This is a genomic window from Kribbella sp. CA-294648 (genome assembly GCF_050943845.1).
In the GTDB taxonomy this organism is placed as follows: Bacteria; Actinomycetota; Actinomycetes; order Propionibacteriales; family Kribbellaceae; genus Kribbella.
In genome coordinates, this window is sequence record NZ_CP191981.1 from 322115 (window position 1) to 334481 (window position 12367).

A 12367-nucleotide genomic window follows, 5' to 3' on the forward strand; every position below is an offset into this window, starting at 1 on the left:
AGGCCGACCTTAACCGCGGGCGACGAGGGTGCCCAAGCCATCTTCTCGTCGTCTGTGCATGGTGCGCTGGGCGCCCATTCCGGGCAGAGGTACGTCATCGTTGCGGGTGTGAAACGCGCCGTCCGGCGTATCGTCGAGGCAGGAGGCGCGATGACGACGTTGACAGTGGCGGCTGTGCAGGCGGCGTACGTGTTGATGGATCGTGAGGCGACACTTGCCAAGGTGGAGGATTTGCTGGCCGACCCCGCAGTACAGGTGGCCGACCTGGTCGTGTTTCCCGAGGCGTTCGTGCCTGGTACGCCGATCTGGATCGACGGGCCGCCAATCTGGGACGGTGACGAGCAGTGGTTCGCGATGCTGGCCGAGCAGGCCGTCGTCGTAACGAGTGAGGCCACCGACCGGCTCGGGGCCGCGGCTCGGCGAGCCGGCGTCTATCTCGTGATCGGGGTCAACGAACGCGAGGCCACGGGGAGCACGATCTACAACACGTTGTTGTACTTCGATGCTGACGGCAACCTCATCGGCAAGCATCGCAAGCTGATGCCGACCGGTTCGGAGCGCACCGTGTGGGGAATGGGCGACGGCTCGATGCTCGAGACCTACCCGACCCCCTTCGGTCGCATCGGCGGGCTGATCTGCTGGGAGAACTACATGCCGCTGGCCCGGTTCTACCTCTACTCGCAAGGTGTCGACATCTGGGTGGCGCCGACCCTGGCGACCGGCGATGGCTGGATCGCGACCATGCGGCACATCGCCCGGGAAGGTCGCTGCTACGTGATCGGTGTGAACCCGTGCCTGCATTCCGACCAGATTCCGGCCGATTTCCCTGACCGGGACCGGGCCTGGCGGAACAATCCGGACGACCCTGGCTGGGTCGAGCCCGGCAACACGGTGATCGTGGGCCCGAATGGAGAGATCCTTGCCGGACCTGCCAGGCACGCCGAGACCGTCTTGGTCGCCGAACTGGATCTCGCCCGAGTACGTTCGGCGCGGCGAATGTTCGACCCGGTCGGCCACTACCACCGCCCCGACATCTTCCGGCTCGCTGTCGACACCGCGCCGCGGCCGGTTGTCACCACATTCCGCAACAGCCTCGCCGACGAATAACCGTCTCCGCGGCCTGGCCGACAGTCAGCGCGGCCGAGAACAGTTCGACCAGGACGAGGGTCGGGCAGCAGCGTGATTCTTTAGATGCCCTCGGTGAAGGCGCTGCGGATGCTGTCCCGTATTCGTCGTCTGAGAGCGCGTCCAGGTGCGCCTGGCCCAGTTCAAAGTGGCGTTGCGCGTTGATGTCATCACCGAGGCGTCGGTAGTCGACGGCCAGGTTCAGATGTAGGGATGGCAGGAGGGCCTTCTTGCCGCCGGGGTTGCCTCTGTCGAGGGCTTGCTGGTCGGTCAATTCGTCCAGGAAGGCGAGTGCTTGGAGGTCCCACGCGAGTTCGTCTTCGGCGTTCTCCTGGACATCGGCCAGCGAGTGGGCGAGGAAGACCTTGGCGTACGCATCGTCTCCGGTTTCGACATCAGCGACCAAGCTCTCCATGAGGGCCTTCGCCTCAGGTGAGCGGCCCTGTTCGCGTAGCGAAATCCCCTCGCGAATAGTTGCGTACGCAGGCGACTCCGGCGGGGTGGTCATGTTGGTCCTCTCCTCGCGGTTAATACGAATGAATATCCGGATGCCTCACGTGCCCAGGTCACGTGCGACGGCGAAGGGGTCTTCATCATCCTGGTCATCGGATTGGCCGTCGTGGCTGATAAAAGTCCACCATTCTTTGCGACGCTCCAGACCAGGGGTGTTCTCTAGTCCTGCGGGATCGTCGGCGTGGACTATCTCGGCGGCGGCGCGTCCGATGTCTGGGACGGCAAGGGTGGCGTCTTCGTCCGTGTCGGAGGGCCACAAACGCCGATAGGCATCTCGGCCGGCCTCGATCACGGCCGCCTCGTCAGTGACCGTGAAGTCCCAACGGAACAAGCCGGACAGGACGGGACCCGCAGGTTCGTCGTCTTCGTCCTCGTCGTCGAACTCATCGAGGTCGTCCATGAGGGTCAGCGGGGAGGAACCGCACCAGTCGAGCTCGGCCTCGTTGAACTCGTGGGCGGCCGTCTCGAGTGCTTCGATCGAGGCGAAGTACGGCTCGAGTTCGCGCTGGCGGCCGCTGCGCTCGATTGTCAGCGCGGAGTGCGCTTTGAGCGCGGCGATGAGGTCCTCGGTGCGGCGGACGTAGCGCTCGCGCGCTGCGTCCGACCACTGGGTGTCTTCGCTGGCGTCATTCACGGAACGAAGGCTAACCCCGGCTCTCTTGCGGCGGGATAGCGTTATCGATCGATCTGCCAGGCTGCGTCCGGAGGAGGCTTTCCTTTGGCGAATAGATGCCGCAGGATTCGAAGGCCTTCGTCTAGCGCCACGGTGTCACTGTCCGGGTACTCATCGGCCTGACCGTTGTTCAGGATGAAGCCGCCGCTGGTACCGGCCGCGCCGGGGTCGATTGCGTGTTCCCCTGGGTCGCCAGCGTCATCGTCGAGTCGTACGACCATCGCGCGCCGACTGGTGTTGCCGTTGCTTGCGCTGTTGCTGATTGGCTTGCGGGTGTTGGGTCCGCGCGAGGCGGATCAAGTCCCATAACCCAAGTTGATCTTGGTGGCGGGATCGTGGGGATGGGGTGATGATCGCGGGTATGGCGGCGGTGGAGGGGCCGGCGGGCGGGTGGCCGGGTGGATTCCTGCGGATTTGATTCCCGCGGTTGCTGCTGAGGTCCCCGATCACTGGGATGACTTTGTCAATCTGTATCGGAAGTTCACGCCGCGGATCATGGCGTTGCTTGTGTACGACGAATTGCATGTCGACGAGGAACTGACGAGTTGATCGGCATCGAACTGATGGCTCAGTAGTCCATGAGAAGCGCTGACAGCCAAGCGTCGTGGTGTTTTTCGATGTAGTCCGCGGCCTGGCCCCAGTGGTTGGCGTGGCCTTCTGCGTGGAGGCGGGCCCATGGTTGCTCTCCGGTGCGGCTGCCGCGGACGAGTAGGTCGTACATTCCTCGGGTGTGGCCCGCGATCTGGGCCGGTAGCGCCTGGCGCTGGTCTTCGTCTAGGCCGTAGCCGTCTACCAGGGCACGCAAGCGCGGCCCGTCGACCGTCGCGTCGCCCCATGGCATGAAGGGCACGAATCCAGCCGCGGCATAGCCCAGGTCCCACAGCCGCGAAGACGGTCCGGCGTTGTCCCAGTCGATGAACACCCAGCGGTCGTCGTTGCGGACCAGGTTCCAGGGGGCGAGGTCGTTGTGGCAGATGAGCTTGCCGTTCGACGGGTCGGGGATGAGGCTCTCCCCGGCGGCATCGGCCGGTGGTACGAAGGTCTCCATCACGTCATGCAGTTCGCGGATCAGCCGCCCGACCTGGGTCAACTCACTGAGGGAGAAGCCAGGATCGGCGTCGGCGAGAACACCCGGCACGTACTCGAGGACGTGCCGGCCCTGCTCATCTCGCCCCAGCGAGCGCGGAGCGCCGGCAAAGCCGTTCTCGGCAAGGTGAGTCAGCACGGCCGCCACGAAGGGCGTCTGAAAAGTCGCCGGCTTGCGCACGGTCGAACCCACCCGCACCACCTGCGCGGCGACGTTCCCACCGGTCAGGACCTCTTCGGCTTCCACGGCTATTACCCCTTCCAATGAGCGTCGAAGAAGGCGTTCACGGTACTGGCAAAGGCGGCCGGGTCGTCCAGCCAGGGGAAGTGGCCCGCGGCTGGGTGGGTGGTGAACGTGGCGTCAGCCCACAGCGCGGCGTACGACGCGACTGTTGCAGGCGGGGCGCCCAGGTCGTACTCGCCCGCCGTCAGCAGGACCGGCGCCGCGAAGTCCGCGAGCGCGGCGCGAGTGGAGTGCGGCGTGTAAACACCGGCTGAGCCGTAGACAAAGGCAGCCTCGTCGTTGCGCTGCATGTCCTCCAAGGCGTGGAAGTCCTGAGCAGCCGAGTCCCAGCGGCCGTAGGAGAAGGGTGTGATCGCCTCCCAGTTCTCAGCGGAGTGGTCGCCGGCAGTGATCGCTTCCAAGGCCGCGTACGCCGGTCCGAACCACGGCTCCTCGGCGCGCAGGCGAGCCAGTTCAAGACGGGTCTCACCGGCAACCGTGAGCCCGACGGCGTAAACACTCGGCGTGATCAGTGCGAGCCTGCGAACCCGTGACGGATAGCGCGTCGCATAGAGAACAGCGAGATTCGCCCCGGCCGAATGCGCCAGCAGATCCAGCTGTGCCAGCCCGAGCGTCTCCCGCAACGCCTCCACGTCGTCCACCTGGTGATCACACCGGTACGTCGCATCGTCCGCCGGTACTGCGGAATCGCCGGTACCCCGCAGATCCAGCATCACCAACTCCCGGTACGCCGACAGCCCGCCCAGCTCGCCGAGGTACTCCGAAGCCTGCATCGGCCCGCCTGGCAAGCAGACGAGTGGCGCCCCGGCCCCGTGGACGTGGTACGCAAGAGCAGTCCCATCGGGCGCGGCAAAGGTAGGCATCCCCCGACCTTCTCAGCACCACTTGCCCCAGGCAACAGGATTACCAGCGCGGGGCAGAGTGAAAAGCAGGACACCGAGGCGACGAATCCATGGAAGCCTTGGTGCCCTGCGTGCTCAACACGATGCCCCTATCTGCCGCACAACGCAAAACGAAGCGCGCGAGGGGAGGCAATTATCCACAGGTGCGGAGGAACATCCTCGGGTCCGCCCGGGTTGGTGGCAGAGTAGAGGTCAGCAGCTGACGAGTTGGGAGCACAAGGGTGAGCATTCGGGTCGGGTACAAGGCGTCCGCCGAGCAGTTCGGGCCGCGGGATCTGGTGGAGTACGCGGTGCGGGCCGAGGAGCTCGGGCTCGACAGCGTCACGGTGTCGGACCACTTCCTGCCGTGGCGGCATGAGGGTGGGCACGCGCCGTTCGCGCTCGCCTGGATGGCGGCCGTGGGGGAGCGGACGAACCGGGTGCTGATCGGTACGTCGGTGCTCACGCCGACCTTCCGGTACAACCCCGCCGTGATCGCGCAGGCGTTCGCCACGATGGGCCTGCTCTACCCGGACCGGATCATGCTCGGCGTCGGCAGTGGTGAGGCGCTGAACGAGATCGCCGTCTCCGGACGCGAGTGGCCGGAGTTCAAGGAGCGGTTCGCGCGGTTGCGGGAGGCGGTCGAGCTGATCCGCAACCTGTGGACCCAGGAGGGCGTCAGCTCGGACGGGCCGTTCTACAAGACCGTCGACGCGTCGATCTACGACCGCCCGGAGACGCCGGTCAAGGTGTACGTCGCCGCCGGCGGGCCGGTCGTCGCGCGGTACGCCGGCCGCGTCGGTGACGGGTTCATCGCGACCTCGGGCAAGGGCATGGAGCTCTACAACGAGAAGCTCATCCCGGCCGTCAAGGAGGGCGCGGAGAAGGCCGAGCGGTCCTTCGACGACATCGACCGGATGCTCGAGGTGAAGATCTCCTACGACCGCGACCCGGCGCTCGCGCTGGAGAACACCCGGTTCTGGGCCCCGCTGTCGCTCACGCCGGAGCAGAAGCACAGCGTCGACAGCGCGACCGAGATGGAGCGGCTGGCCGACGAGCTGCCGATCGAGCAGGTCGCCAAGCGCTGGATCGTTGCCTCCAATCCGGACGAGGTGATGGCGCAACTGCAGCCGTACCTCGATGCCGGCTTCAACCATCTGGTGATGCACGGACCGGGTCACGACCAGGAACGCTTCCTGACCCAGTTCAGCGCCGACATCCTGCCGCTCCTCCGCAAACTGGGCTGACCTAGGGGCCCCGGGATGGAGCGCTGGCCGGATTCGCAGTATCGGGTCGGGATTTCCGGCTGGCGCTACGTGCCGTGGCGCAAGGTGTTCTATCCCGACGGGCTTCCGCAACGGGCCGAGCTGGAGTACGCGTCCCGCCGGCTGAACTCGATCGAGCTGAACGGGTCGTTCTACTCGCTCCAGCGACCGACGTCGTACCAGCGCTGGTACGACGAAACGCCGCCCGGGTTCGTCTTCGCGGTCAAGGGGCCGCGATTCGTCACCCACATGAAGAAGCTGGCCGACGTCGAGGCTCCGTTGGCCAACTTCTTCGCCTCGGGCGTGCTCGCGCTGGCGGACAAACTCGGTCCGGTGCTGTGGCAACTACCTCCGACCCTGGGGTACGACGCCGACCGGCTGGCCAACTTCTTCAACCTGTTGCCCAGGTCAACGAAGGCCGCGGCAAAAGTTGCCAAGGGCCACGATGAGCGGATGGAGGGCCGGAGTCTGCTGAAGTGTTCGGTGGACCAGCCGTTGCGGCATGCGCTCGAGGTGCGGCATCCGTCGTACGAGAACGAGGAGTTCCTCGAGCTGCTGCGCGAACACGACATCGCGGTGGTCTGCGCGGACACCGCCGGCAAGTGGCCGATGCTGGACTCCGTCACCACCGACTTCGGCTATGTCCGGTTGCACGGGGCCGAGGAGTTGTACGTGAGTGGCTATGACGACAAATCGCTCGACGCCTGGGCCAAGCGGATCCAGTCTTGGCAGCGAGACGTCGTCTACGTGTACTTCGACAACGACGTGAAGGTGCGAGCGCCGTTCGACGCGGAGGGGCTGGCCGAGCGATTGGGGATCGGTTGACGTTCGAGGTGCTTCGCGACGACGATCCGCGGTGCGCAGTACTGGAGGCGGCCGGTTACCGGATCGTCGGGGAGTCGTGGGCGGCGCGGTTGCGCGATCCCGACCCGGCGAGGCTCGAGGCTGCGGTACTGCGAGCCGAGGGGGTGACCGTCGGCGAGCTGGGTCCCGAGTACGCCGATGCGTGGCATGCGCTGGAGACCGCGAACGAGAAGGACTACCCGTACACGCCGGCGACTCATCGCGTGGTCCAGCCGGTGGAAGAGCTGGCCGCGTTGTGGACGACCGGGCGCGTATTCGGTGCTCTCGACGGGGAACGGCTGGTCGGCGCGACCTACATCAGCATGGACGGCGAGACCGGGTTCACCTCGGTGCTGGAGGGCTATCGCGGGCGGGGGATCGGGCAGGCCGTCAAGGCGGCGTCCCTGCTGGCCCTGCTCGACGCCGGTATCCGTGTCTTCGGTACCGGCGGTGCTGCGCTCAACGGTGCCAGTCTCGGAGCGAACCTTGCGCTTGGTTACGTCATCGAGGAGCGGTGGCGCAGCTACGCGCCACCAGATGACACTCAGGCCTGAAGCGGCGCGCATTGTTGAGCACCTTGGTCAGGTCGGGACGCTCTTCGGCCACCACGGTGGGACGTTCGCCGGGCAGACGCCGGGCAGGCTGGCCGGCGTACCGGCCCAGGAGAACAGGGCGAGGTCGGCGATCGCGATGGCGATGGCGGCGGCCAGCATCGGCATGAACCACCGGCCGCCTTTGCCGCGGCGCATGATGCGGAACACGATGTTGAACAGCCCGATGTTGACCACGAGGGCCACCGGGAGACCGACGAAGAGCAGGAACGGCCCGTTGCCGACGCTGTTGATGACGACGTTGCAGACGTCCCAGGCGCGCCGGGTCATCACGAGCAACCCGAACCCGGCCGCCCCGCCGATCACCACCGACAGGAACGTCTCACTCTTACTGCTTTTCGCCATGCCGTCACCGTAAAGCCTTCGGGGCAGCAAGCCCCAACAGAACCCGGCGCGGCGCCCCGATCCAGCCGGACTGGATGGTGTGGGAGTGTTAGGTGGTGATGGTGACCGGGCGCTGGGGGTGGTCCAGGGGGTCCGAGGCGAGGCGGGCGTGGCGTTCCACGTCGTACCGGGTGCCGTCGTAGGTGAGGCGTTGACGTTCGAGGCCTTCGAAGAGGAAGCCTGCGCTGGCGGCCACTCGGCAGGAGGCTGGGTTGTTGGTGCGATGACCGAGCTCTAGCCGATAAAGCCCGGCGTCGTGGTGCGCCCAGTCGACGAGGGCCCGGAGCGCGTCGCGGGCTACTCCTTGGCCGCGGACGCCGGCGATGGTCCAGTACCACGCCCAGCCGACCTGGTGCCGATCGATGTTGGTCACGGCGACACAGCCGACGGGGTGGTCGTCCGCATCCGCAACGGCGTACACGTGCCCGTTGTCGAGATCGGCCACCCGGCCGATCCAATCGACCGCGCTCGCGGTGTCCCGGATGCCGCCCTGGTTGACCATGTCGGGGTCGCGATGGGCATCGGTCAACCGCAACGCGTCCGCCACCCGCCAGCGCCGCAGATCCAGACTCACCAGGTCATACCCCATCCATCGAGGCTACCGCCGCCCCCCGCCGCCCAAACCCGCTCCCGGCGTGTACTCACGAGCCTCTAACCAACCACTGCCAAAAGCACCGCCGCAGCGTCCACCAGCGCAACCACGCCGAGTACTACATGCTCCGCTCGTGGCACCTCGCCTTCCTGCCGGAAGTACGTCTTGTGCTGCGACCAGGTGAACGTGACGCCGTTGCTCACGGCGAAGGCCAGGAACAGGCAGCAGCTGGCGCCGATGATCAGCCCCACCGGCTGAGCGTGGTCCGGGGGCGTTGCCGTCGTACCGATGGCCAGTGCGAGCACCCAGGTCAGCGTGGAGACCAGCAGAAACCGGATGCGAACCCCAGAGGCCAGCTTGGCGACGACGACGGCCAGCGGCCATACGGCGTACAGGCTGATCACCAGAGGGTCGCGCACGTGCCTCACCCTAGGGTGGTGGCATGGCTTTTCTTGATTTTCAGGGGCAGGTTGTTTTGATCACCGGGGCGAGCAGTGGGATCGGGGCCGCTGCTGCTGTCGGGTTCGCCGAGGCGGGTGCGACGGTCGCGTTGCACTACCACCAGAACGAGGAGGGTGTGCGGCATACGGCGAACGCGGTCGGCACCGCGGGTGGTACGGCTTCCATTCACCAGGCGGATCTCTCGGTTCCCGAGTCCGCGGGTGGGCTGGTCGACGAGGTGCTCGCGCGGCATGGGCGGATCGACGTACTGATCAACAACGCCGGTGACCTGGTCAAACGCGGTCCCGTGGTCGACCTGCCGGACGAGGAGTTCCGCCGGATCATGGATGTGAACCTGACCTCGGTATTCGCGATGAGCAGGCGCATCGTGCCCGTACTGCGCGCGCAGGGCGGCGGCGCGATCGTCAACGTTACCTCGATCGCGGGCCGGCACGGCGGAGGCGGCGGATCAGTCGTCTACGCGACCAGCAAGGGCGCGGTCAGCACGTTCACCCGCGGTCTCGCGAAGGAGCTGGCTCCTGACGGCATCCGCGTGAACGCGCTCTCGCCCGGCGTCATCCGGACGCCGTTCCACGAACGGCACACCGCCGAAGAGCAGCTGGACGCGATGGTCGCCAGCATCCCGATGGGCCGCACCGGCGCGCCGCGCGAATGCGTCGGCACAATCCTCTACCTGGCCTCCGACGCCATGAGCAGCTACGTCACCGGCCAGATCATCGAGGTCAACGGCGGCCAACTGATGCCATGACGGTCGCCGGACCGCCCCCACTCACAAACCTCACCTGGCCAGCCCTGCTCAGGCGTGGGTGAGCGCGCCTAGGGGTGTGTGGAGCAGGTTTGTGAGTGGGGGCGGTCCGGGGCCGGCTGTGGTGCTAGCGCAGCGAGTGGCGGCGGGTGACGTTGGTGTCGCCGCGGCGGTCGGGGCGGAACAGGGTGTTGTGGTCGAAGCTGGTGCCGGTCGAGCGGTAGCCCAGCTCATCCAGTACTGCGTGCAGCCGCCGCCGGAGGTCGGGACGCTTGTCCTCGACCAGTACTGCGCGCGGCTGGAGGCGGACCAACGTCCTGGTCGCCCCGCCGAGCGCAGCGGTCTCTGAGCCCTCGACGTCGAGCTTGATCACGTCGAGCCGCTCCAGCGAGTGCTCGCGAACCCAGTCGTCGAGGCGGATCACCGGTACGTCCTGCACGACCTCCCCGTCAGCCTGCAGCGAGCGGACACCTGAGTCGGCCGGGTCGTAGCGCGGGTCGGCATGCAGAGCAGCCTGGTGCGTGCGCTCGCCCAGAGCAGCAGGCACCAGCGTGATGAGGTCCGTCAGATCGTTGCGCTCGGCAGCAGCCCGCAGCTTGTCCAGCGAGTCTTCAGCCGGCTCGAACGCGATCACCCGCCCGCCGCCAAGGTCCTTCAGTTGCTTGGCCGCACCAAGACTGTGCAGCCCGATGTTGGCGCCGACATCCAGTACTACGTCGCCCGGCCTGAGCTCGGCTCGCAGGAACCGCGACACGGCCGGCTCGTAGCGACCCGCGTAGTACAGGACTGCTTGCAGGTTGTCCCGCAAGTCGAGTCGCCACTGCAGGCCTTGTCGCCGTACTGCGATGTCGGTCGTCGCCCACTGCGGCGGGATCTTCACCAGGTGCGGATTCTGGTCCGCGAGCCGGGGTGAGATGCGATGGGCGACCCGCGTGACGCCTGCCTCGGTCAGCCCTTCGGCGGACCCCACCACCCGCGCGAGCCGCCGGGCGGCATCGGCGCCGAGCGCCCGCCCGGCCGTGTGGGGAACCTCCCACGCGACCCGGCGGACGACTCCATCGCGATAGTCCATCCCCCATCGTTACCCGGTTCCGGGCAGAATCATGCTTTTCGACGCGTAAGAGTCACGGCAAAACTCTCAGCGTGACAGCCGCCGGAAACGGGCCGCCGACAACGGCAGGAAGATCGCGGTGAGCAGCAACGGCCCGATGATCGCCGCTTCGAGAGCGTGATCGCCGATCCACGAAGCCGCCGACGGGTCCGGATTGCCGAACAGCGAGCGCGCCGCGGTGGCCGTCGCCGACAGCGGGTTCCACTGGGCGACCGTGCCCAGCCAGTCGGGCATCGTCGAGGTGGCAACGAACGCGCTGGACAGGAAGCCGACCGGCCAGACCAGCACCTGCACGGCCATGATGCTCTGCGCGTTCTGCACAGTCAGCCCGATGTAGATCCCGATCCAGAGCACCGCGAAGCGGAACCACAGCAGCAACCCGAACGCCGCCAGCGCCTCCAGTACGCCGCCGTGCCACCGCCAGCCCAGCGCGAGACCGGCTCCGCTCAGCACGATCAGCGAGACGACCGAGTCGAGCAGATCCGCGATACACCGGCCGAGGACGACCGCCGCCGAACTCATCGGCAACGAGCGGAACCGGTCGGTGACCCCCTTGGAGACGTCGGTGGTGACCGCGGTCATCGTTGCCTCGAGCCCGAACAGCATCGACAGCGCGAAGATGCCGGGCACCAGCAGTTCGTAGTACGAGTCGCCGGCCGGCATCTCGATCGCGCCGCCCAGCAGGCCGCCGAACATCAGCATCATCAGCACCGGGAAGAGCCAGCCGAAGATGATCGGCCCCGGCTGCATCCGCCAGTGCAGCAACGTCCGCCGGGTGATCGTCCAGGCGTCCGCCAAGGTCCAGCCCAGCGCCGTCATGCCGGCACCCCCGTTCCGGTCAGGTGCAGGAAGACCTCGTCCAGAGTCGGTCTGCGCAAGGTGATGTCCGCCGGTTCGATCTTTGCCTCCTGCAACAACGTTGCGATCTCGATGAGTGCTTTGGTGCGGTCCTTGACCGGGATGCTGACCTTCAGTTCGTCCGTCCTGGTCTCGCCGTCGGCGAGCCGGTCGACGAGTTGAAGGACTTGCTGGACATCAGTGGGTGAGGTCAGCACCAGGTCGAGCCAGTCCGCGCCCAGTTGGGCCTTCAGCGCGTCAGGCGTGCCTTGGGCAACGACTTTGCCTGCCTTGAGCATCGAAATCTGATCGGCCAGCTGATCTGCTTCGTCCAGGTACTGCGTGGTCAGCAGGACCGTCGTGCCGCCTCTCACCATTTCGCGGACGGCGGACCACACCTCCGCCCGGCCGGCCGGATCGAGTCCGGTGGTCGGCTCGTCGACGAACAACACCGCCGGCGCGACGATCAGGCTCGCGGCCAGATCGAGCCGGCGCCGCATCCCGCCGGAGTACTTCGAAGCCGGCAACCCGGCCGACTCGGTCAGACTGAACCGTTCGAGCAGCTCGTCGGCCCGGCGTACCGCCTTGGCGTGGCCGAGATGGTTGAGCCGGCCGAACATCACCAGGTTCTGCTTGCCGGTGAGGATCTCGTCGACGGCCGCGTACTGCCCGACCAGGCCGATCCTGCGCCTGACCTCCGCGCCGTGCCGGCTCACGTCGTACCCAGCGATCCTCGCCTCGCCGGAATCCATCCTGAGCAGGGTCGCCAGGATCCGTACCGCTGTGGTCTTGCCGGCGCCGTTCGGCCCCAGCAGGCCGGTCACCGTGCCGGCGTTCACTTCCAGGTCGAAACCGTTCAGACCCGCCCCCTCCGTGCCTCCGGCGTAGTTCTTCCGTACGTCGAACGCCTCGATCACACGCTCCGTCGTCACTTCCCACCTCTCGTCCAGCCGGTCGTCCGGCCGTGAGCCGTAGACTGTACCGTACACCGTACG

At 66.8% G+C, this 12367-nt stretch carries 16 protein-coding genes; 6 read left to right on the top strand and 10 right to left on the bottom strand.

Features of this window, described 5'->3' with window-relative positions; genetic code table 11:
• Positions 1 to 150 precede the first annotated feature (150 nt).
• Positions 151 to 1107 carry a carbon-nitrogen hydrolase family protein gene (locus ACQPYM_RS01595; RefSeq protein ID WP_433013579.1) on the top strand — a complete coding sequence of 319 codons (957 nt, stop codon included), beginning with the start codon at positions 151 to 153 and terminating at the stop codon, positions 1105 to 1107.
• Here ACQPYM_RS01595 and ACQPYM_RS01600 read toward each other — a convergent pair.
• Together ACQPYM_RS01600 and ACQPYM_RS01605 are read right to left on the bottom strand one after the other, a co-directional pair.
• Positions 1073 to 1633, bottom strand: a complete 561-nt coding sequence (locus tag ACQPYM_RS01600; RefSeq protein ID WP_433013582.1) for a hypothetical protein — start codon at positions 1631 to 1633, stop codon at positions 1073 to 1075. The two genes, ACQPYM_RS01595 and ACQPYM_RS01600, sit on opposite strands and share 35 nt — an antisense overlap.
• Positions 1634 to 1678: 45 nt before the next feature.
• The gene (locus tag ACQPYM_RS01605; RefSeq protein ID WP_433013585.1) at positions 1679 to 2272 is read right to left on the bottom strand and encodes a hypothetical protein; all 594 of its coding nucleotides are present in this window, start codon (positions 2270 to 2272) and stop codon (positions 1679 to 1681) included.
• A 354-nt stretch (positions 2273 to 2626) separates the two neighbouring features.
• Between ACQPYM_RS01605 and ACQPYM_RS01610 the strand changes: the two genes are divergently transcribed.
• Complete coding sequence (locus tag ACQPYM_RS01610; RefSeq protein WP_433013588.1) at positions 2627 to 2860, top strand: hypothetical protein; 234 nt, start codon at positions 2627 to 2629, stop codon at positions 2858 to 2860.
• A gap of 19 nt (positions 2861 to 2879) precedes the next feature.
• Here ACQPYM_RS01610 and ACQPYM_RS01615 read toward each other — a convergent pair whose 3' ends face one another.
• Together ACQPYM_RS01615 and ACQPYM_RS01620 are read right to left on the bottom strand one after the other, a co-directional pair.
• Positions 2880 to 3644 (bottom strand): phosphotransferase enzyme family protein, encoded by a 765-nt coding sequence (locus ACQPYM_RS01615; RefSeq protein ID WP_433013591.1) that lies wholly within the window; start codon positions 3642 to 3644, stop codon positions 2880 to 2882.
• A 5-nt stretch (positions 3645 to 3649) separates the two neighbouring features.
• Positions 3650 to 4504, bottom strand: coding sequence for an alpha/beta fold hydrolase (locus ACQPYM_RS01620; protein ID WP_433013594.1), 855 nt, complete (start codon positions 4502 to 4504; stop codon positions 3650 to 3652).
• Positions 4505 to 4764: 260 nt separating this feature from the next.
• On the opposite strand from ACQPYM_RS01620, the gene fgd reads away from it, so the two are divergent.
• The 3 genes from fgd to ACQPYM_RS01635 are packed head-to-tail and all read left to right on the top strand — an operon-like array spanning position 4765 to position 7184.
• Positions 4765 to 5769, top strand: coding sequence for a glucose-6-phosphate dehydrogenase (coenzyme-F420) (gene fgd, locus ACQPYM_RS01625; protein WP_433013597.1), 1005 nt, complete (start codon positions 4765 to 4767; stop codon positions 5767 to 5769).
• A gap of 15 nt (positions 5770 to 5784) precedes the next feature.
• Entirely contained in the window at positions 5785 to 6612 is an 828-nt protein-coding gene (locus ACQPYM_RS01630; protein ID WP_433013600.1) for a DUF72 domain-containing protein, read from the top strand.
• Positions 6609 to 7184, top strand: a complete 576-nt coding sequence (locus tag ACQPYM_RS01635) for a hypothetical protein (RefSeq protein ID WP_433013603.1) — start codon at positions 6609 to 6611, stop codon at positions 7182 to 7184. The genes ACQPYM_RS01630 and ACQPYM_RS01635 overlap by 4 nt, the downstream gene beginning before the upstream one ends.
• A gap of 27 nt (positions 7185 to 7211) precedes the next feature.
• On the opposite strand, the gene ACQPYM_RS01640 is transcribed toward ACQPYM_RS01635, so the two are convergent.
• The 3 genes from ACQPYM_RS01640 to ACQPYM_RS01650 all read right to left on the bottom strand — a co-directional run bounded on the left by ACQPYM_RS01640 (position 7212) and on the right by ACQPYM_RS01650 (position 8636).
• Positions 7212 to 7586: a hypothetical protein gene (locus ACQPYM_RS01640; protein WP_433013606.1), complete on the bottom strand. Its 375-nt coding sequence runs from the start codon at positions 7584 to 7586 to the stop codon at positions 7212 to 7214.
• Positions 7587 to 7674: 88 nt separating this feature from the next.
• Positions 7675 to 8214, bottom strand: a complete 540-nt coding sequence (locus ACQPYM_RS01645; RefSeq protein WP_433013609.1) for a GNAT family N-acetyltransferase — start codon at positions 8212 to 8214, stop codon at positions 7675 to 7677.
• Between the two features lie 62 nt (positions 8215 to 8276).
• Positions 8277 to 8636, bottom strand: coding sequence for a hypothetical protein (locus tag ACQPYM_RS01650; protein WP_433013612.1), 360 nt, complete (start codon positions 8634 to 8636; stop codon positions 8277 to 8279).
• Positions 8637 to 8659: 23 nt separating this feature from the next.
• Between ACQPYM_RS01650 and ACQPYM_RS01655 the strand changes: the two genes are divergently transcribed.
• Positions 8660 to 9427 (top strand): SDR family NAD(P)-dependent oxidoreductase, encoded by a 768-nt coding sequence (locus ACQPYM_RS01655; protein ID WP_433013615.1) that lies wholly within the window; start codon positions 8660 to 8662, stop codon positions 9425 to 9427.
• Between the two features lie 124 nt (positions 9428 to 9551).
• Here the strand turns inward: ACQPYM_RS01655 and ACQPYM_RS01660 are convergent, their stop codons facing one another.
• From ACQPYM_RS01660 to ACQPYM_RS01670, 3 genes are all read right to left on the bottom strand, one after another.
• Entirely contained in the window at positions 9552 to 10496 is a 945-nt protein-coding gene (locus tag ACQPYM_RS01660) for an FkbM family methyltransferase (protein ID WP_433013618.1), read from the bottom strand.
• 66 nt (positions 10497 to 10562) lie between these two features.
• Positions 10563 to 11354: an ABC transporter permease gene (locus tag ACQPYM_RS01665; protein WP_433013621.1), complete on the bottom strand. Its 792-nt coding sequence runs from the start codon at positions 11352 to 11354 to the stop codon at positions 10563 to 10565.
• Positions 11351 to 12304 (bottom strand): ATP-binding cassette domain-containing protein, encoded by a 954-nt coding sequence (locus ACQPYM_RS01670; RefSeq protein WP_433013624.1) that lies wholly within the window; start codon positions 12302 to 12304, stop codon positions 11351 to 11353. The genes ACQPYM_RS01665 and ACQPYM_RS01670 overlap by 4 nt, the downstream gene beginning before the upstream one ends.
• Positions 12305 to 12367 lie beyond the last annotated feature (63 nt).

What these genes read in the sequence shown, in the direction of transcription:
- ACQPYM_RS01595 (WP_433013579.1), top strand. Translation starts at nt 151, where the DNA reads ATGACGACGTTGACAGTGGCGGCTGTGCAGGCGGCGTACGTGTTGATG.
- ACQPYM_RS01600 (WP_433013582.1), bottom strand. Translation starts at nt 1,633, where the DNA reads ATGACCACCCCGCCGGAGTCGCCTGCGTACGCAACTATTCGCGAGGGG.
- ACQPYM_RS01620 (WP_433013594.1), bottom strand. Translation starts at nt 4,504, where the DNA reads ATGCCTACCTTTGCCGCGCCCGATGGGACTGCTCTTGCGTACCACGTC.
- ACQPYM_RS01630 (WP_433013600.1), top strand. Translation starts at nt 5,785, where the DNA reads ATGGAGCGCTGGCCGGATTCGCAGTATCGGGTCGGGATTTCCGGCTGG.
- ACQPYM_RS01640 (WP_433013606.1), bottom strand. Translation starts at nt 7,586, where the DNA reads ATGGCGAAAAGCAGTAAGAGTGAGACGTTCCTGTCGGTGGTGATCGGC.
- ACQPYM_RS01645 (WP_433013609.1), bottom strand. Translation starts at nt 8,214, where the DNA reads ATGGGGTATGACCTGGTGAGTCTGGATCTGCGGCGCTGGCGGGTGGCG.
- ACQPYM_RS01655 (WP_433013615.1), top strand. Translation starts at nt 8,660, where the DNA reads ATGGCTTTTCTTGATTTTCAGGGGCAGGTTGTTTTGATCACCGGGGCG.
- ACQPYM_RS01660 (WP_433013618.1), bottom strand. Translation starts at nt 10,496, where the DNA reads ATGGACTATCGCGATGGAGTCGTCCGCCGGGTCGCGTGGGAGGTTCCC.
- ACQPYM_RS01665 (WP_433013621.1), bottom strand. Translation starts at nt 11,354, where the DNA reads ATGACGGCGCTGGGCTGGACCTTGGCGGACGCCTGGACGATCACCCGG.